Below are 19,325 nucleotides of genomic sequence, written 5' to 3'. Positions count from 1 at the left end.
GATACAGATAATGAAGGCAAATAAGGTCATTTACGGTAATATCTACACAGTTGATAAGAAAAAGCCCAAGGCTGCGGCACTTGCGATTTCTGACGGAAAGTTCGTCTATGTGGGAGACGAAGAAGGCGTTAAGGAATATATTGACAAGGATACGGATGAGATTCGGTATGATAAAGGTATCATTCTTCCTGGATTTGGAGAGGGACACGGTCATATCGCACCCGGAGGAACGGAATCACTTTTCTTTGTACATCTAAGTCCCATGGGTACCTTACAGGAACATCTTGAAGCGTTAAAGAAGTTCATTGAGGAACGCCCCGAGCTGGATGTTATTCAGGGCTCAGGCTTCATACCCACACCGGATATGGGACCAAACGGTCCCACTGCTGATCTGCTTAACGGTTTGACAGATAAACCGATCGTTCTTGCGGATATAGGTCATCATTCTTATTGGGTGAATCATGCCGCAATGGATCGTCTGGGAATCGACAAAAACACGCCGGATATAAGTGACGGAATAATCACGCGGGATGATCAGGGGAATCCCACCGGTTATTTCCGTGAGGGTGCTATGGATCTGCTAAAGGAGCTTACCGTGTTCTCGGTTGAGCAGTATAAGGAGGGATTCCTGCACTATCAGGAGGAATATCTGGCTCATGGAGAGACCCTGATCCTTGAACCCATCATCAACTGGGATACTACAGACAATGCCGCACTTGCCTGCCATGAGCTTGATATGGAAGGAAAGCTTAAAATGCATGTCTATGCCGCTTATCAGGTATTTCAGGCGGAAGGTCATGATACGATGGCAGAGATAGAACATGCGGCAGAGCTTAGAAAGAAGACCAAGGGGCGCATGTTCGAGCTTAGCAATATCAAGATACAGATAGACGGTACGATGCCGGGGACACCTTCGACAGCATATATGAAGCAGCCTTACACAGATCCGTGGTCTGTCGAGCATAAGCATCATGGGCAGCTTCGCTTTGACATAGAAACCCTTATTAAAATATACAAAAAATCTCACGAGCTGGGATTTACGGTACATGCTCATGCCATAGGAGACGGGGCACTCTGCATGGCTCTGGATGCCATAGAGAAAGCATTGGAGCAGACAGGACCTCACGATTACAGGGATGCCATAACCCATCTTCAGGTGGTAGACAGGGCGGATATCCCCCGTATGGCTAAACTAAACGTTATAGCTTCTACAGATCCCCACTGGTTTGATTTCGAGCCGGAATATTTTCAGATGATGGTCGCTGTTCTTGGCGAAGAACGTGCTGAAAATCAGCTTCCGATGAAGGCATTCTTTGATGCCGGAGTTACGGTAACCTCTGCCAGTGATTATCCTGTTACAAATCCGGCCTATCCGCTTACAGGCATACAGAAAGGTGTGATTCGTCAGCTTCCCGGACGTCCGGACACACTGCATAATGCGAGCGAGCGCGTAACGATAGAGCAGATGATCGAAGCGACCACCATTAATGAGGCTTATCAGATGCTTTGTGATGACAGGCTGGGCAGTATTACTGTCGGGAAGGAAGCAGATTTGGTGGTACTTGGTGATGATATTACCAAGTGCGATTCGGAGCATATCCAGGATTCGCCCGTGCTTGGAACCATGGTGGGCGGAGAGTGGGTCTACACTCACGCTTAAAAAAATCATGAAGAAGTTATTTACAATCGATGATTTTATGGTGGCTTTCATCTCGGCGCTGGGCTATGGCTTTGGCTATACGATTCCGATGTATCTGGGCTGGACGCAGCCTGCGTGCATAGCGGTCTGCTTTGCCCTCGGAATTACGCTGGAGGAGCTCATCAGCAGGATCGTTTTCAGCAAGACCGTCCAGCAAAAAACGGTCAACCGGGTATTCACTTATGTGGCGATCCTGCTTATTTTCCTGATCGCCGAGTTTGTTTCGAGGCATTTGCTGGGCACGTCCCTGATAGAAGACCTGGAGGAAGAGTTTGCGTGGGTTGTGGGTCTTCCCATTGTCGGCTTTTTGGTGAATCTGTGCATACGTGGATATCGTGTCAGAAAGATTTGCAAGCTTTACGGGGACGGAAGCGAGGGCTATGTGTTCGACGTGACGGACAGGGACATCGAGGAAGTGAATCAGCGGAACCGGGCTGTTCACGGTGAATATGATGTCGAGTGTGCGGTCAGGACGCGAAACGGCATCTACGTCGGGAAGAAGTACAAGGAGACACGAATCTTTTGGGGGATTCCCTACGCAAAGTCTCCGGTAGGCGAACTGAGATGGAAGGCACCCGAGCCGCTCCCTGCGTCGGAGACGGTGTTTGAGGCCAAGAGCTTCGGCGCCTCGGCCATACAGGTGGAGCATAAGGGCTCGATCATAAGGCATCACCGGCAGAGCGAGGACTGCCTGTACCTGAATATAGCCACCGGGGACGAAAAGACGGAAGCGAAAAAGCCGGTGCTTGTGCTGTTCCACCACGGAGATTTTACCTACGGCGGCTCGGTCGATCCGCTGCTGTACGGTGAGGATTATGTAAATGCGAATCAGGATGTAGTGCTTGTCAGTTTTAATTATCGCCTCGGTATCTTCGGGTTCATTGATTTTTCTGAGGTTCCCGGCGGGGAGGCCTGCCCGGACACCCTGAACCTCGGGCTGCTGGATCAAATCGCGGCACTGAAGTGGATCAGGGAAAACATCGGAGCCTTCGGGGGTGATCCCGAGCGGATCACGGTGCTGGGCTTCGAGTCCGGCGCGACCTGCATCTGCCTGCTGGCCGCCAGCGAGCAGGCGAGGGGTCTGTTCCGGAGGGCCTTCGTGTTCGACGGCAGCCCGGAGTCTGCCTGTGATACGCCGGATGCCTCCAGAGCCCTGGCAAAAGCATTGTTGAAAGAAACAAACACTTCGACGATGGCGGAGCTTTTGCACCTGGATACGGAAGCTCTAAAAGACGCTGTGCAAAGGCTTTGGATGAGCATGTGCACACCGACCTGTGACGGAAAACTGATCCCTAAGCAGGTGTATGAGGCATATCGAAACGGAGCCGCTTCGGGTATCGAGTTTATCGTCGGCATTACCGGCGGGGGAATGCAGGTGATCCGATCCTCCGTCGGCAGTAAGAACTACAAGGACGCGGTAAAGGCGGCTGTGGACGACCTTCAGGGCGATATAGACGGTTCCGTCGCCGAGGCGATGCGGGCGTATATTAAGGCTCAGACATTGACTTCATCCGAGCTTGAGGCGAAATCAGAGCTGTACGGGCAATGGACTGCGTTGGGTATTTATCGTGTTGCGGCAAAGCTGTCGCAGGGTGGAAACAAGGTGCATCTGATGTACTGGGACGAAAAGGCACTGATCGAGAATCTGGGTTCGGGTACCGCAGACGTTCTAGCAACATTGCTCGGGAACAGTGAAGCACTACAGATGTATGGCAGCGTAATGAACGCGGATCTGTCCGAGATGCTCCGGGCTTTGTTGCTGAAATTTGTCAGCGGAGATGCCCTGCAGCTTTATCGCAACGAGATTTCGGGCTTCGATGGTCTCGACTGGGAGGCGTTTCCACAGGCACTTATCGTTGAAGACGGGAAATTAGCGTGCGATACGATTGAAGACAGAATAACAGAGGTCAAAGGATTGTTGGACTATATGTTGAAATGACGCGGACTTTCTTCTTATCTCCTTAACTATAGAGGAGAAATACGATATGACCACCCGGCCCTCTGAGGCCGTTGAATACGCGAAAACAAATCGGATCGCCTTGGCTTTCCTAGATATAGAGATGGGAAAGACGAATGGACTGGAGCTGTGCCGCACACTGCTTGAGATCAATCCCCGAACCAATGTGGTGTTTCTGACTTCTTATATTGGATATGCCCTTGATGTATGGATCACCGGAGCATGTGGTTTCATGAAAAAGCCGCTGACTCCATAGGGCGTGAGGGAACAGCTCAACTATTCCCTAAGTCATGCAACCCTATGTAAACGACAGTCTGGCAAATAATCTGGGGCTTTTCCTGCTGTCGGTGCTTACCGCAGATCATTGATATAGTTATTACTGCAGCTGCTCTTTATTATTGATATGGCAATTGCCGGACTTTACAATTACGTGATTTATATCAGTCCTATCAATGAATATACCGACTATTTACTTACGGAAATATGGATCAGCCCAACGATCATTTACGGACTGGTAGCCTGCTTTGTGTCAGGCAAAGAGGATCAGGTGTGAATAATTACAGGAAACGGATTAAATAAATTCGTTTCCCGATAAATATAAAATAATGAGACAGGAGGTTTTACAGATGAAACAGACAATTGTTCTCGGCAACATCATCACCATGGATGAAAAGAGGCCTACTGCAAAAGCGGCACTTGTTAAGGACGGCGTGTTCGCCTACATCGGTGATGCGGAGGAAGTAAAAAAGCTTGCCGGTGCAGATGCCCAGGTGTTGGATTACGGTGAGAACTTCATCTATCCCGGTTTTTTGGAATCCCACTGCCACTGTTACCTGGCAGGCGACCGCGCGATCGGGCAGGCTAATCTAGCCAAGGTTATCCCAACTGACTACGACAAATACCGTGAGATCATCAGTGATTTCATAAAAAAGAATCCGCAGCGCGAGTTCTATCTGGCAGCAGGGTGGATCGAAAATGACGAATATGTTTCCAAAGCGTATCTAGACGAGATCTGCAGCGATAAGCCGCTGCTTATGCAGACCGGCGGCGGTCACTCCATGCTGCTCAATACAAAGGCGATGGAATGGGCGGGCATTGATGCGGCTTATGCAAAGAAAATGGGCTACGATCTGGTTCACGTGGATGAAAATGGGGAACCAGACGGCTACATCTGTGAAGCACCTGTGTTTGAAGTGTATCCCAAGCTCCCGACTACACTCAAGAATGCCAAGGACTATCTGCTTGCATGGCAGGATATGGCACTTGCAAACGGCTATACAGCAGTGGCCGATGCCGGTACGGAGGTTACCAATGAGATAGCTGTTCAGGCTTTCTATGAGCTGGAGCAGGAGGGCAAGCTTAAGCTGCGTACCTATGCGTATCTTATGTGTCCGGACAATCCGGAAGATCCGAAGGCGGAGGTCGCCCGCATCGCCGCGACCCGCGCAAAATACAGCGGTGAATACTTCCATGTAGTCGGTGTAAAGACGTTCTTAGATGGTGTGACCGAAGCGCACACAGGCTGGCAGAACCAGGATTACGCCGATCAGCCGGGCTACCACGGCAATGAACGCTTCAATGATCATGACAAGATGGTAGAGCTGATCACAGCGGCAGATGCCGAGGGACTTTCGGTACACGTTCACTCCGAGGGCGGCGGCGCGACCCATTTCATGCTGGGCTGCATCGAGGACGCGAAAAAAATTACCGGTGATATGGATCAGCGCAACATTCTGGCACATCTACACTTTGTCACGGACGAGGATATCCGCCGCATGGGCCAAACCCGCTCCATTCCGGCAGTTCCTCCGCTGTGGACTGCGAAAATTCCGGGCTTCTATGAGATTGAGGAATCTTACGTCGGTAAGGAACTGGCAGAAAACTCATACCCGATCAAGTCCTTCTTTGATGCGGGCGCATGTACCGTGTTCCATTCGGACTATCCTGTTTCACCGTCCTTCAGTATCAGAAACAGTATTTACATGGCTGAAACCCGTAATGCGCCAAAGACATTGGGTATAGAAACGTTACCGCTCAATGTCAAGGAAGCGATCACACGTGAACAGTCCCTGCGTGCCCTGACCATAAATGTCGCGTACGCCTGGCACCAGGAGCATCGTCTGGGCTCCATCGAGTTCGGCAAGATCGCCAATATGACTGTTTATGATTGCGACTTCCTCCATGACGATATTGAAAAGGTTGCACAGGCAAATCTCATAGCAACCATTGTGGACGGGGAAGAGGTATACAAGCCTTGAACGAAGGGAGCACGATTGGTTACATGGTCAAGTGACAACATCACTTTTGAAGATTTTACAACATGGAATCCGTATCTTGGCATGGAAGTCGGCATGACACGGAAGATTACCGAAAAGACCAGAGGTTATGAATGGACCAGATGCGATACGGTATTTCCGCCTGAAAATGAGAGGATGAGCATTGAAGAGATGCTTTTGGGCTTTACGATCAATGGCGCAAAGCAGCTTGGTATTGAGGATAAAAAGGGTTCTATCACGGCCGGTAAGGATGCTGATTATCTGGTATTCGACAAAGACCTGCTTACAACAGAGAAGGAAGGCTTCAGTTACAACAAACCGACTGATGTTTATTTTGCAGGGAAGAGAGTTAATTAGCGTTTCGCAAACGCATAGATTTACGTATGAGAGAAAGGAGATCTGAAAATGGGTATGTTGGATAGTGTTAGTATAAGTGAAGCCACATCCAGGATGCAGGCTTTGTATGGCGAAAACAATAAAATAACCAATGGTGATTATGACAAGTCGCTGGCGGTCAAATGTGTCAACGGCACATTTGTCGGAAAAAAGACTGAAAATATCATTGCCTATAAGGGTATACCCTTTGTCGGGAAGCAGCCTGTCGGGGATCTGCGGTGGAAGGCACCGGTTGACGTAGTTCCAGATGATGGCGTGTACGAAGCGTATTACTTCGGGAAGATTCCCTGCCAGATAGGCAATGTCGGGCAGATGGGTTCACTCTACCCTCAGGGTGAGGATTGTCTTCATCTGAACCTGTGGAAGGCTGATGATGAGGGATCCGGGAAGAAGCCGGTAATGGTGTGGATCCACGGCGGTGCCTATGAACTTGGAGCTACAACCGAGCCACGGGAGGAGGGAACCAACTTCGTGCATGAAAATCCGGATATAATCCTCGTCTCCATCGAGTACCGGCTTAACGCACTCGGGTTCCTTCGCCTGTCGCATCTGCCTGACGGAGCGGATTACCCGGACGCTCAGAACTTAGGGCTAATGGATCAATTGGCAGCGCTGAAATGGATTCATGAGAATATTGAGGGCTTCGGTGGTGATCCTGATAAAGTGACCATCTTCGGCCAGTCTGCCGGGGGCGGTTCAGTTTCTCTGCTGCCTTTGGTGAAGGGTTCGCACCGGTATTTCAAGCGTGTCATCGCCCAAAGCGGATCGCCCGCTTTTTGCAGATCCAAAGAGCAGTCCATCGCCTGCACGAACGCCCTACTGAAGGCACTGGACTGCAAAACAGTAGCCGATCTTCAGAAGATTGAAATTAACAAGATCGTAGAGGTGGCATCCCAGGTAATCTCAATGCCACTTACAACTCCTGAGCGCGACGGCAGTTTTCTTCCACTGGAGGCATTCGACGCCTACGAAGCCGGAGCTGCCAAGGACCTCGACTTCATGCAGGGCTGCACTAAGGATGAATGCAGCTATTTCGTGGCCGGTTTTGGAGTAGAGGGCTTCATGCCTTGGGCAAAGAACTGTAAGGCCGAGAAGCTCGCACAGTGTACGGATGAGGAAAAGGCATTGGTAGAAAGCTATTTCGAGAACAGCCGGGGAGAGGATTATGAGAAACTCAGCAGCTTTCTTGACCAGTACTGGTTCAATGCACCGCTTATCAGAACGGCAGAGAATCAGGTCAGGGGCGGTGGCAAGACATATGTCTATTACTTCAGGGTAGAGTCCGCTGTTCCGCTGTTGAAGAGCGGGCATGCGGTAGAACTCTCGGAACTGTTCAACCATGCGGAGGAAACCTTAGTTACAGGAAGGGAATTCGATAAGAAATTCTCCAAAATCATGCGAAAAATGTGGGTACAGTTCGCCAAATGCGGTAATCCTTCCCTTTCTGGCGACATCTCGCCTGACGGGAAGGCTTATGATTGGCCGCTCTACGATCTTAAGGATAAGCAAGTGATGGTTTTTGACGAGCATGACATCCGTGCTGAGAAGGAGTCAGCCATGAATATCGTCGATTGGGACAGAACCTATTTCCTGACTAAGTATTATGTCAGCTAATATAACAAATCAAACAGACATTGCAGGACCGGTAATCAGCTTCCATTACGGGGCAAAGGGTCATGGATTGAAAGATCATCCATGCCATTAGGTCATATTTGTCCTTGAAATGATAGTAGAATGTAGGGCGCTCAATCTCAGCTTCCTTACAGATCTCGGGTCCACCATATGAAACTGCTGACGGATATTTGCAGACGACAGAAGTCTGTTCACACAACCATTGCCTATTCTGCACTTACTTTAAGGATCAGAAATTCCGTAAATCTACCATTGAGGAGATAGAGGAAGATATTAAGGAAATCTTTTACTGACGGCGTAATCTGATATTGTTTCTTAATTCTGGGTGGCGTTACTTTTGATACTGGATTCCTATCTATCATATCCAGCTTGTAATAGTAATTAAAGAAAGAGGAGAGGGAGCTGTATCTGCGCTTTATGGCTGCTTCAGACCGGGTCTTTATTACGCCCTTATCAGTGTATTCTCTACTGTAATCAAGATAATCTTCAATGACCGAAGAAGTAAGCTCATTAAGGTCTAAAAGAGTCATCCTGGCTACGTCAAATGAATCTGGCTCGCGGTATTTTAAATACTCAAAGAAAGATGTCAGATCCAAAGCATATCCATACAGTGATTGTATTGATTTGGTTTCCATATTTGCTTTGAAATATCTTGACGCAAACTTTGGCAGCTTATCCCGAACAATAATATTAACTTTGTTTTTTAGCTTAAATGAAAAACTTAACGAGACCTTTTTGGGGGTATATTACGAAAATCCCTTAAAAAGGTCTTTTTTCATGGGTTTAAATAATCAAGATTTTACGTGTTTTCGCGAGTTTTTGCATACAGGTTTCCTAAAGATGCGCGAACTTAATAGACGGATCACGACTTTTTTGAAGAAGTTAACGAGACCCATCTGCATCACGATTCTATGGATTTGGGGAGTGAAATTTAGATCTTTCCAAAATTATCCAATATGATTGTATTTTCTAAAAATAATATACTCGATATTATAATCTATACAAAATATAGGCTGTTCTTAATTATTACCTCTCAATTATATTGCTATCCGGTAAAAGGAACTATATAATACATAGACAAGGGAATGAAGTTCTCCCGTAGTATGATTACTAAAACCGCTATTTAAAAGCTGATGACTTCTGCGAATTATCAACGCAGAAAGTGTCAGCTTTTTCTGCGTCTTTAGGAGGATAAATTATGTTATTTAGTGTTGCTATGATGATGCTTTTGGGTCTTGTTCTGAGCTTTATATGTAAACGGGTAAAGCTCCCTGGGTTAATCGGAATGCTGATCACAGGAATTGTGTTAGGTCCATATGTTTTAAACATTATCGACCATTCTGTTCTTTCAATATCTTCAGATATCAGAAAGATCGCACTCATTATAATTCTGACAAGAGCCGGTTTAAGTCTGGATATTTCCAGGTTAAAGAAGATAGGACGTCCGGCACTTATGATGTGCTTTATACCAGCCAGCTTTGAGTTGATTGGTATGCTGTGTTTTGCTCCAGGACTTATGGGTATTTCAATGTTGGAAGCAGCCATCATGGGAGCAGTTCTCGCGGCTGTTTCTCCGGCAGTAGTTGTTCCTAGAATGGTGAAACTCATTGAGGAAGGCTATGGAGTAAAAAAGCAGATCCCTCAGCTCATACTTGCCGGTGCCTCAGTGGATGATGTATATGTCATTGTGTTGTTTACAACATTTTTGGGAATAATCCAAGGGGAAGGTATATCGTTTGTTCGTTTTGTAAATATCCCGGTCTCTATCGTACTTGGAATCCTCATAGGTCTGTTCACCGGACGGATGCTGGCTCTTCTTTTTAAATATTTCCACATGAGAGATACCGTAAAAATCATGATAATACTATCGGTTTCCTTCATTCTGGTTCACCTGGAAGATATGCTTCATACACCTATTACTTATTCTGCGCTGATTGCTATAATGTTTATAGGGGTAGGCCTTACGAAATACAGAGCAGTAGTGTCTGAAAGATTACAATCCAAATATAATAAATTATGGGTTATCGCAGAAGTTTTCCTCTTTGTCTTAGTTGGTGCAACTGTTAATATAAGCTATCTTGAAAGCGTTGGCGTAAAAGCTGTTTTACTGGTCGCCGGAGCTTTACTTTTCAGAATGCTAGGAGTGTTTGTCTGCCTCATCGGTACTGATCTGAATACCAAGGAGAGATTGTTTACTATGATGGCATATACTCCTAAAGCAACGGTTCAAGCAGCAATCGGAGGTATCCCTTTAAGTGCAGGATTATCCTGCGGAGACCTGGTTCTTACTGTTGCAGTACTGGCAATTGTGATCACCGCGCCTTTGGGAGCTTTTGCGATTGATAATACTTATAAAGTGTTTCTCAGAAAGAGTCAGAACGCTCACATGGAATAAGCATAAAACCACAACGACATATAGCAACAAAGAGCCAATTAGATTGGCATCTGTAAGTCTGATATTAAGGCAGAAAAAGGCATTAATAGAAGTCCTAAATGCAACTGACGAAATTTCCGAAACTACTTGAATATCTCATCATGACCATACTTTGTATTTTGTTGTTAATCGAGAATTTCTAACTCTACTAATCAATATGTGTGCAAAAACTCACACAAAAAAAGAACCCTGAATCCATGAAGCACTCGCCATGTCATCTAAGGTTCTTTTAATCACGAATCGTTTTGGATCTGTGAAGCACTCGCCACATCTCTTTAACTTGCACTGAGGCTTCAATAAGTGAAACTGAAGCTGTGAGTAGCGAAACAACTGATGAGAAAACAAATATTAATGCTGGTTTGGAGCAGACAGAATCAACTGCAAAAGATACAGAAATCAAAAAGGTTGGCATTCTGACAATGCTTAACATGACAGAAGAAGAAATGACTAAATTCAGAGAGACCGGAAGATATATAGGAAGAATAATGAATGAGGAAGGTTATTTTGAACGTAATTCTCAGCAATTAAAGGGCGCAAAAGATGCCACGTACTATGATACCTTAGATTCAATGCTTATGGCATTAAATTCCGGAGATATCATATCCAAAGCGTATCCATACAGGGATTGAGGTGATTTAACATCCATATTTGCTTTGAAATATCTTGAAGCAAATGAAGGAAGGTTATCCTGAACAATCTTTTTTATTTTGTTTTTTGTTTCTAATTCGTTTTTTTATCTATCCATATATCCATTATATGAATAGACCTACATCACGGCAATTGAAGAGGTTAACGAGACCTTTTGTGGTATAATATTTCCAAAAAGTCTCGTTAACTATTTCATTTTAGGAACGGAACAACATTTAATTGTTTATATTATTGCGCTAAACTCTTGTTTAACGAAAAGATAATGACGCATAGTGATAGGTCGTTAATTGAAATGTTAAATGCTTAATTGCAACAGTTAATGCTCAAATGAGCGTTTAACATTGCAAATTTACTGTTATATAAAAGGTTACAGTTATTGCAGACTTTTTATTGTATGACTTATATAACGATAGATGTTTTTAAAATCATAAACATTCATTTCAATTAAGTATTATAGTTCCTTCATAGAACTTGCGGAAGGATAGCCATAGGCACTCTCTGCACTGTACACTGCGCGTTCAATGGCGGCACTTATAACTTCAGCTGCCCAAATCCCGACGAGATCATGATCGGCTCTGACATCACCTACAGAAACCGCATAAATGCTGTCACCATCAGCACTTGTATGTACCGGTCGTATAGACCTTGCATATCCGTCATGAGCCATTCCCGCTATTTTGCATAGATGAGATTTATCAAATGCTGCATTGGTTATCACAACTCCCAATGTTGTATTGCCTGTAAATCTGTTGTCAACTACATCACTCTTATGTGACATATATTCCACTGTATCTCTGAAGCTCTTTTTGTTTTCAGTCAAAAGACCTGCTATCTTTTTACCGGATTTATATTCAAATACGTCGCCTAATGCATTGAGCGCAACAACTGCACCTATCTTTAATTCGTCTATCTGAACCGCATAGCTTCCTATACCGGTCTTCATGCAGGTTTCCATTCCGGCTATCTTTCCTACCGAAGCTCCGCACCCTGCTCCTAAGTTACCATCACGGTAATTCGGTGCTTCCATAGCAAGTCTGGCAGCCTCATATCCCATCCTCTCGTCCGGCCTTACCCTTGGATCTCCAACAGTAAGGTCGAACAAATCAGACTGTACAACAAGAGGGACCTTTGCAACTCCGGTATCAAAACCTATACCTTTCTCTTCCAGATACTTCATCACTCCGGTTGCCGCACTAAGGCCATAGGCACTTCCGCCTGCAAGCACGACTCCATGAACAATCTGTGTTGAAGCGAGAGGCTTCAATAGCTCACTTTCTCTTGAAGCCGGTCCGCCGCCTCTTACATCAAGTCCGGCAGACATACCTTTTTCACTTATAAATACAGTGCAGCCTGTAGCGGCCTTTGTATCTTCTGTCTGTCCAATATGGATATCGCCGATTTCTGTAACTTTTATCTCTCTGATATTTGTCTGCATTTATAAAACCTTTCCCTCTGTTAAGATATGTCGCCATGTATCAGAAGTTCATTCCCTAAGAAAACAAACGCACGTAACCTACTGCGGGCCGATATACTGTGATCCTCCGAAGCCGATAATCAACGTACCCAGATTCGGAATAAGCATCGTAAGTATGCGCATACCTACGCCAAACCCAAAGGACTTTGCCAGTTTCCAAAACATTATATATATTATCACAACATTTATAATCGGAATAAGCATCAGCAGAAAGAGCCATCCATTTCCCATGGCAATTTTGAAAAGGTAATAAAAGTCAACGATCGGAATCAGACTCTTCCAGCCTGCCTCACCGGCTTTAACAAAGATCTTCCACATTGCTATAACTAAAAGAAGATATATGATAAATGATACCAATAAATTAAAATTACTCTGATCTTCCATTTCAAATCCTCCATACTGAATTTTAATAAATAGAATTAATGTATTCTGTCAGGGCTTTACGATCATAATACTGTTCCGGTGTACTGATTGAGTAATCCGGTTCAGCACCACGGTCAACGTCATAGAACGCACCGTTCATTACGAAAGAAATACGTCTGATTCCCGACAGCTGGAATGATGTTCCCCATGCTGATGAAACAGGTTCAACAACGCAACTTCCGCCGCCTGATGTTCTTCCCAGAAGAGTAACCCTATTGGATTCCTTAAAGATACAAGGAACCAGATTTCCGCAAGAAAAACTTACCGGAGATGTCAGACAGAACAATCTCCTGTCTCCAAGTTCATCCTTCTCATCGAACTCACGATCACGGTTTACATCGCAGCGATATGTGGAACTGCACATCGCACCGGTCATAGTATTCTTCATACCGATGGAAGCCTCTCCAAGGAACCAGCCAAGAGTGAATACAGCTGTATCGGCTACACCGCCCAGATTACAGCTTAAATCGATAACTACATTTTCGATAGGGCTGTTCTCCCTGGTGATCATGGAGTGTGCTTTCATGATAAGCTCAATGGTATTTTCGTCAGAGAAATCCTTAGGATCCTCTACTTTATAATAAGCTTCTCCGTCCGTATCATCCATATAGAATTGATCGAATGTGATATATGCGGTGTTACCCACCTCCTCATATCCGGGTATTCCGTCAGGATAAAACTTCTCACGAGCCTTTAAATATCTTTCATAATGATTACCCCATCTGAACTCAGAAGCTCCCTTAGGTGGCTTATAATCTGATTTACCACTTAAATAAGAATAGCCTGTGAACTGAGAATGCCCATCATCGAGGTAATCATTTATCATACGATATATTGCCCTGTCTGCATTTTCGGTATCAGTCATCTTTAATACCGGTTCAAGTCCATTTTCATGGAAAAGTTCAGCAAAGTGTTTGATTTCATGAGGCTCCTTAAGACCATACAGATAGTCCAGCATGAGACACAGCTCGTTATATCCATATTCTATAAGGGCATCACTTCTCTCACCGGTTTCTCCCGCATAGTAAAGATCTTCACATTCGCTTACTTTGGCTGTTAAAATCAGACTTTTTCCGTTGAAAAAGAGGTTTGCACCACATGGGGCAGCGATAAGAAAATCATTAACAGTCTGAAGCGGCACAAGATAGAGACCATCCTGCATTATCATATCTATGCCATAATCCCCCAGCGAAAGTACCAGACTGTCACCGTAACGGTCCAGTGACCCTCTGTCTACCTTTTTAAATACAGCCGGTTCTCCCTTCTCGTTAAAAACATTCATTGATGTCATATCCAGCAATGTAGAGCTTTTCGGACTCTTGCAAAACAAATCAAAGTCCATGAAATCGATGGTTTTTTTATCAAAATCAAATGTTAAAGGAATGTCATTATCAAAAGCATTCTCATCCTTGTTATGACGGGTGTAAGTCACGATGGAACCATCCTTTTCCATAGAAAAGCTTATGCCCGCTTCCTCATCGCCAAGAACGGCATCATTAATCAGGAAATGAATATCTTCAGACTCAATATATGGAAGATCCTTCACTCCATCAAGGAAATAAAGCTTCAGATCCATTCCCATGGGATCGTTGTTCATATAGAGCGGATAGGATTCACTTGTGATTTCGTGTTTTCCCTCACTGTTCTTCTCTTCCGACGCCGAAGATTCCGTTGTTTCAATGGTCTCTGCCTTAGATTCTGCAAGTGGAGTATCAAGAGCTGCATCACAGGAAACAAGACCTGCACCCAAAGCCATTACCAATGCTAAAGAAATCAGTTTTTTCATAGTGCTCCTTTCGTAAATAATCATCATTAATGATTTTTCGACAGAAAAGCACATCGATATAATGACTTTATTATTATGACGACCAGGAAAACGCTTTAATCAGCGTTTCCCTATAAACATCATCAAACATTTTCTAATCCATTTACCTGTTCCTGCCGATATAAAACTAAATAGGCTGTTGTTGAAAAGGCTAAGTATGACACCTTTTCACGCGGAATGATATTTTTTAACATGCGCATTTTTAGGAGGGACAAAACAACCATGAAAATCACATCATTTGGACCTAAAGCTATGGTGGCAGCCATCCCTGAAGAAATTAAGCATTTAAACAAAATTCACAGGAAAGGAGCGTAAATGAAAAGGCTTTCTAAAATCTTATGTCTCATTTTGGTACTGTGTATCATAAGCAGCATTACGCTGTTTTTTGCTTATGCAGATAATGAGAAAAAAGAAGAAACAACACAGACGGAAGAAACCAAGGCAGAAACCAAAACAGTAGCCAAAGCTGAAGTGACGGCAAAAGTGCATGATGAAAAAAAGGCTTCAGCCAACGAACTTTACAAGTTGACGGCTGAGTGGGATGTAATGATCTATCTTTGCGGAACTGATCTGGAATCTGCAGGTGGAATGGCAACCACCAACCTTGAAATGATTAAAAGCACCATTCCGGACGACAAAGTCAATGTCCTGATTCAAACCGGCGGAACCAAAAAATGGGATACCAAGGAACGAATCGGCATAGACATTGCCACAGACAAATTACAACGCTGGAGCTATGGTGATGAGGGATTTGTCCTTAAGGATGAACTGGACAATGCCTCCATGGCGAAATATACCACATTATCTGACTTTATCACCTGGGGCGCTGAGAACTACCCTGCAAAGAAGCATCTGCTCATTATCTGGGATCATGGCGGCGGAAGCTCCTCCGGTCTGATAGTGGACGAACTGCATGACAAATCCATCATGAGTCTGGAAGGTCTTGAAAGAGCCTTGAAGGACGCCGGTTTACATTTTGATTTAGTCATGACGGACGCCTGCCTTATGGCTTCACTTGAGACAGCACAGGCGATTCAGTCCTATGCAGACTATCTGATAGCATCAGAAGAAGTACTTCCGGGATACGGCAGCAATTACGCAGAGTGGCTCCAGTCACTTTATGATGAGCCGGAGTGCGAAGCACCTAGGCTTGGATCTAATATATGTAATGCTACTCAGATCATGTACGCTGAAATGGCAGATGACGGCAGTCTGAAAGGTCTTACCTTCTCTACTATAGACCTTAAAAAGATAGCTCCTGTAGCAGAAGCTTTTGAAGCATATATGAAAGAAGTAATTGCACTGATTCCTGACCCTGTTGCTTTCGGACAATATCTTAGCGCTGTAAGCAAAACCGACAGATATAAAGATCGTGATATGTGGGATCTGTATGATCTGGCACGGAGAGGACGAAATGGCGGCATATCAAAGGAGACCGTTTTGAAACTCGAAAATGCAGTTGACGATGCTGTAGTGACCTGTGTCCGCGGTTCCTATCATCCGTATTCTCACGGTTTATCTGCATTTATCACCTACAACGGCACCACAGATAAGCTGGATCGTTTTGCCAGAACCTGTAAGAATCCATGGCAGATGGCTTTCCTCGATGCTGTAAGTCTGAAATGGGATGCCCCGGAATGGGCTTGTGAAATTTCAGGGGAGATACCTCAGCTTAAGCCGGAACTTTATACGGTGAAGTTTGAAACTGAGAATTCCGAAGATAACAGCCAACAGCTTATTCACATCTATTCAGGCGTGGATAGCGGAGGCTCGATATGCTACGAAATCCAGAGTTTTGATGAGCAGTATCAGGAGTGGCACGATCTCGGTCAAAGTGAAGATCTGAAGTTTTTGGGTTATACCGACAACATTCTTACATATACTGCAGATTTCACGGGAAAATGGCCTGCAATAGATGATAAATTCCTTCATGTGGCCACTAAGGATATTCAGGGTAATACTGTTCTCATGCAGGCGACAGTACGTGTTCCGGAGATCAATAGTGAAAGACTGATGAAACTCAGAATCCTGGCAGAGTACCCTGAAGGTCTGACAAATACTATTGAAGATGAACCTGAAGCAGATACATTGGAAGAACATATAGTGCGTTATCAGCTGGCAGGAATCTGGGACGGTTATGATTCTTCATCAGGTCTTTCGGATAGAAATGCTTATTCCATGGCAGATCTTTTGGGAGCACAGATGGAAATATGTACCCCTATATACAGTGATTATCTGAAGAAGATCGGTGACATGCGATACAATGATCCTGTGACTATAGACTATAGCCTCGATGTTCAGGATACTGTACTTCCTAAAGGAAAATACAGAATGCGCTATACAATCACTGATATGCTGGACAGAACCTATAATACAGAATTTGTAAACTTTACATGGGACGGCAGTAAAGCTGTGTTTGAAGCTCCTGCAGAGCCAGAAGATGACAGCGACACAAAGAAAACCATCATAAGAAAGTCATAAAACGTAAGGGACCGGAATCAAAACCGGTCCCTTTCACGCGAATCCTCACATCAAATCCTATATGGCATTTTACCGAAAAAAATTTCACAGTCCCGGCAAACACTTTTGACACTCACGTCTTCAAATATAAATCAAAGCTGCTCCATGACATTAACCATTTCAATGGCACCGACGGCACAATCATAGCCCTTATTTCCTGCCTTGCTGCCGGCTCTTGATATTGCCTGCTCAATATTATCCGTTGTGAGGATACCGAACATTACAGGCTTACCTGTCTCAAGAGATACCTGAGCGATTCCCTTTGAAACTTCATTGCAAACATAGTCATAGTGACTTGTCTGTCCGCGGATAACAGCTCCAAGGGCAATGATGGCATCATACTTGTCGCTCTTAGCCATTTTCTTTACAACTGCGGGTATTTCAAATGCTCCAGGAACCCATGCAGCAGTGATATTTTCACTTTCAACTCCGTGACGTACGAGTCCGTCAACTGCTCCACCCAGAAGTTTATTTACTATGATTTCATTGAATCTTGCAGCTACGATTCCTACCTTCATACCTTCTCTGGCAACAAGCTTTCCCTCTAAAACATTGATTTCCTTCATTTTCTTTTCTCCTTAATCAGTAATATATAAATCACATGAGTGTAAAAAGTATTTGCCACTCACTAATCAGCTCCAACGCACACATTCGTGTGCAATGTGCTGCATCATGTTAATTTGGATTTTCATTATTTCTGTAACTATCCTGCACCAACGTCATAGGATACTACATCTTACGCCGGTTCCTGTGAACCTTCAGTCAAATCTATCGCCTTGAATATATGCCCCATCTTAGTCATCTTCGTTCTGAGATAGCGTCTGTCATAGATTTGAGCAGGTATCTCTATGGGAACTCTTTCGCTTATCGTTAATCCGAAATCCTTCAGTGAATAAACCTTGTCGGGATTGTTGGTGAGAAGTCTAAGAGACTTCACGCCCAGATCTCTCAGTATCTGCGCACCCACCCAGTACTCACGCATATCGGGAGCAAAACCGAGCTTTACATTGGCCTCAACCGTATCGTACCCCTCTTCCTGAAGTGCATAGGCTTTTATCTTGTTGATAAGACCTATACCACGACCTTCCTGACGCATGTACAGTAAGATACCTCTACCCTCCTCATTTATCATCTGCATGGATTTTTCAAGCTGAAGACCGCAGTCACATCTGAGTGAACCGAAGGTATCCCCTGTCAGACATTCTGAATGAACTCTGCATAATACATTTTCGCCATCAGCGATATCACCCTTTACAAGAGCCACGTGATGCTCACCTGTGATGTCATTTATATATCCATACATCTGAAACTCACCGTATTTCGTCGGAAGCTTTGCTGTTGCCTCTTTTACAACATGTTTCTCATTGATTCGAATGTAGGTTTGCAGATCTTTTATCGTGATAAATGTAAGTTCATACTCATCTGCCATCGCCCAGAGATCTTCATTTTTCATCATGGTACCGTCTTCTGCCATTATTTCACAGCAGACTCCGCACTCTGTAAGTCCTGCCAGTCTCAGTAGATCAACTGTAGCCTCTGTATGACCGTTTCTGACAAGTACACCGCCATGTCTTGCTGTTAGCGGAAAAACATGACCCGGTCTTCTGAAATCAGTACTTTTGGAGCTGCCTGATGCAAGCTCACGCATTGTGAGGCCTCTTTCCACCGCTGATATTCCGGTTGTTGTGTCTATATGATCCACCGATACTGTAAATGCCGTTTCATGATTGTCTGTATTTTCCGAAACCATGGGTGCCAGCATAAGTCTGTTGGCGATCTGCTGACTCATCGGTGTACAGATAAGCCCCTTTGCGTGACTCGCCATAAAATTGATATTTTCCTGTGTGGCAAACTCAGCCGCACAGATCATATCGCATTCATTCTCTCTGTCCGGGTCATCAGAACAGAGTATTATCTTTCCGTTACGAAGATCCTCCAAAGCCTTCTCTATACTCGAATATCTGTGTTCCATCTCTATATTTCTCCTCTCATCTATAAACAAAGTTTTTTTGCTGTTAATTTCTGACATACAAAAGACAAT

The 19,325-nt window shown here is 44.6% G+C and carries 16 protein-coding genes and 1 riboswitch; of the genes, 9 read left to right on the top strand and 7 right to left on the bottom strand.

Going from position 1 to position 19,325, the window contains the following annotated elements; all coding sequences use genetic code 11:
* The first annotated feature begins 10 nt into the window (after nucleotides 1-10).
* The 6 genes from BM294_RS03245 to BM294_RS03220 all read left to right on the top strand — a co-directional run bounded on the left by BM294_RS03245 (nucleotide 11) and on the right by BM294_RS03220 (nucleotide 7,942).
* The gene (locus BM294_RS03245) at nucleotides 11-1,660 is read left to right on the top strand and encodes an amidohydrolase (protein WP_091204865.1); all 1,650 of its coding nucleotides are present in this window, start codon (nucleotides 11-13) and stop codon (nucleotides 1,658-1,660) included.
* Between the two features lie 7 nt (nucleotides 1,661-1,667).
* On the top strand, nucleotides 1,668-3,638 hold the full coding sequence (locus BM294_RS03240) for a carboxylesterase family protein (RefSeq protein WP_091204864.1): 1,971 nt from the start codon (nucleotides 1,668-1,670) through the stop codon (nucleotides 3,636-3,638).
* 46 nt (nucleotides 3,639-3,684) lie between these two features.
* The gene (locus BM294_RS03235; protein WP_091204862.1) at nucleotides 3,685-3,912 is read left to right on the top strand and encodes a response regulator; all 228 of its coding nucleotides are present in this window, start codon (nucleotides 3,685-3,687) and stop codon (nucleotides 3,910-3,912) included.
* 370 nt (nucleotides 3,913-4,282) lie between these two features.
* On the top strand, nucleotides 4,283-5,914 hold the full coding sequence (locus BM294_RS03230; RefSeq protein WP_175494472.1) for an amidohydrolase: 1,632 nt from the start codon (nucleotides 4,283-4,285) through the stop codon (nucleotides 5,912-5,914).
* 15 nt (nucleotides 5,915-5,929) lie between these two features.
* Complete coding sequence (locus BM294_RS03225) at nucleotides 5,930-6,289, top strand: amidohydrolase family protein (protein ID WP_091204857.1); 360 nt, start codon at nucleotides 5,930-5,932, stop codon at nucleotides 6,287-6,289.
* 48 nt (nucleotides 6,290-6,337) lie between these two features.
* Nucleotides 6,338-7,942, top strand: coding sequence for a carboxylesterase/lipase family protein (locus BM294_RS03220; RefSeq protein ID WP_091204855.1), 1,605 nt, complete (start codon nucleotides 6,338-6,340; stop codon nucleotides 7,940-7,942).
* Here BM294_RS03220 and BM294_RS16775 read toward each other — a convergent pair.
* Together BM294_RS16775 and BM294_RS15635 are read right to left on the bottom strand one after the other, a co-directional pair.
* Nucleotides 7,935-8,177, bottom strand: a complete 243-nt coding sequence (locus BM294_RS16775; protein ID WP_242944402.1) for a TetR/AcrR family transcriptional regulator — start codon at nucleotides 8,175-8,177, stop codon at nucleotides 7,935-7,937. The genes BM294_RS03220 and BM294_RS16775 overlap by 8 nt on opposite strands.
* Entirely contained in the window at nucleotides 8,167-8,556 is a 390-nt protein-coding gene (locus tag BM294_RS15635) for a site-specific integrase (protein ID WP_139225843.1), read from the bottom strand. Before BM294_RS15635 ends, BM294_RS16775 begins: the two co-directional genes overlap by 11 nt.
* A 476-nt stretch (nucleotides 8,557-9,032) precedes the next feature.
* A riboswitch (Fluoride riboswitch) is annotated at nucleotides 9,033-9,110 on the top strand.
* Between the two features lie 48 nt (nucleotides 9,111-9,158).
* Here BM294_RS15635 and BM294_RS03205 point away from each other — a divergent pair.
* Together BM294_RS03205 and BM294_RS03200 are read left to right on the top strand one after the other, a co-directional pair.
* Nucleotides 9,159-10,355, top strand: a complete 1,197-nt coding sequence (locus BM294_RS03205; RefSeq protein ID WP_036609092.1) for a cation:proton antiporter — start codon at nucleotides 9,159-9,161, stop codon at nucleotides 10,353-10,355.
* 353 nt (nucleotides 10,356-10,708) lie between these two features.
* Nucleotides 10,709-11,023, top strand: a complete 315-nt coding sequence (locus tag BM294_RS03200; RefSeq protein ID WP_036609095.1) for a hypothetical protein — start codon at nucleotides 10,709-10,711, stop codon at nucleotides 11,021-11,023.
* Nucleotides 11,024-11,493: 470 nt separating this feature from the next.
* On the opposite strand, the gene BM294_RS03195 is transcribed toward BM294_RS03200, so the two are convergent.
* The 3 genes from BM294_RS03195 to BM294_RS03185 form a co-directional block, all read right to left on the bottom strand.
* Nucleotides 11,494-12,477 carry a P1 family peptidase gene (locus tag BM294_RS03195; RefSeq protein WP_242944401.1) on the bottom strand — a complete coding sequence of 328 codons (984 nt, stop codon included), beginning with the start codon at nucleotides 12,475-12,477 and terminating at the stop codon, nucleotides 11,494-11,496.
* Nucleotides 12,478-12,555: 78 nt separating this feature from the next.
* A complete protein-coding gene (locus tag BM294_RS03190) occupies nucleotides 12,556-12,900 on the bottom strand; it encodes a DUF5684 domain-containing protein (RefSeq protein ID WP_091204853.1) in 345 nt (114 codons plus the stop codon).
* A 22-nt stretch (nucleotides 12,901-12,922) separates the two neighbouring features.
* Nucleotides 12,923-14,725 (bottom strand): S41 family peptidase, encoded by a 1,803-nt coding sequence (locus BM294_RS03185; RefSeq protein ID WP_175494470.1) that lies wholly within the window; start codon nucleotides 14,723-14,725, stop codon nucleotides 12,923-12,925.
* 354 nt (nucleotides 14,726-15,079) lie between these two features.
* On the opposite strand from BM294_RS03185, the gene BM294_RS03180 reads away from it, so the two are divergent.
* The gene (locus BM294_RS03180; RefSeq protein WP_091204850.1) at nucleotides 15,080-17,245 is read left to right on the top strand and encodes a clostripain-related cysteine peptidase; all 2,166 of its coding nucleotides are present in this window, start codon (nucleotides 15,080-15,082) and stop codon (nucleotides 17,243-17,245) included.
* 131 nt (nucleotides 17,246-17,376) lie between these two features.
* Here BM294_RS03180 and ribH read toward each other — a convergent pair whose 3' ends face one another.
* Complete coding sequence (gene ribH / locus BM294_RS03175) at nucleotides 17,377-17,850, bottom strand: 6,7-dimethyl-8-ribityllumazine synthase (RefSeq protein ID WP_091204849.1); 474 nt, start codon at nucleotides 17,848-17,850, stop codon at nucleotides 17,377-17,379.
* Between the two features lie 170 nt (nucleotides 17,851-18,020).
* Nucleotides 18,021-19,256: a bifunctional 3,4-dihydroxy-2-butanone-4-phosphate synthase/GTP cyclohydrolase II gene (locus BM294_RS03170; RefSeq protein WP_175494468.1), complete on the bottom strand. Its 1,236-nt coding sequence runs from the start codon at nucleotides 19,254-19,256 to the stop codon at nucleotides 18,021-18,023.
* Nucleotides 19,257-19,325 lie beyond the last annotated feature (69 nt).

This window comes from Oribacterium sp. WCC10, from assembly GCF_900113415.1.
Classification (GTDB): Bacteria; Bacillota; Clostridia; order Lachnospirales; family Lachnospiraceae; genus Oribacterium.
This window is presented reverse-complemented; position numbering and strand designations above follow the sequence as displayed.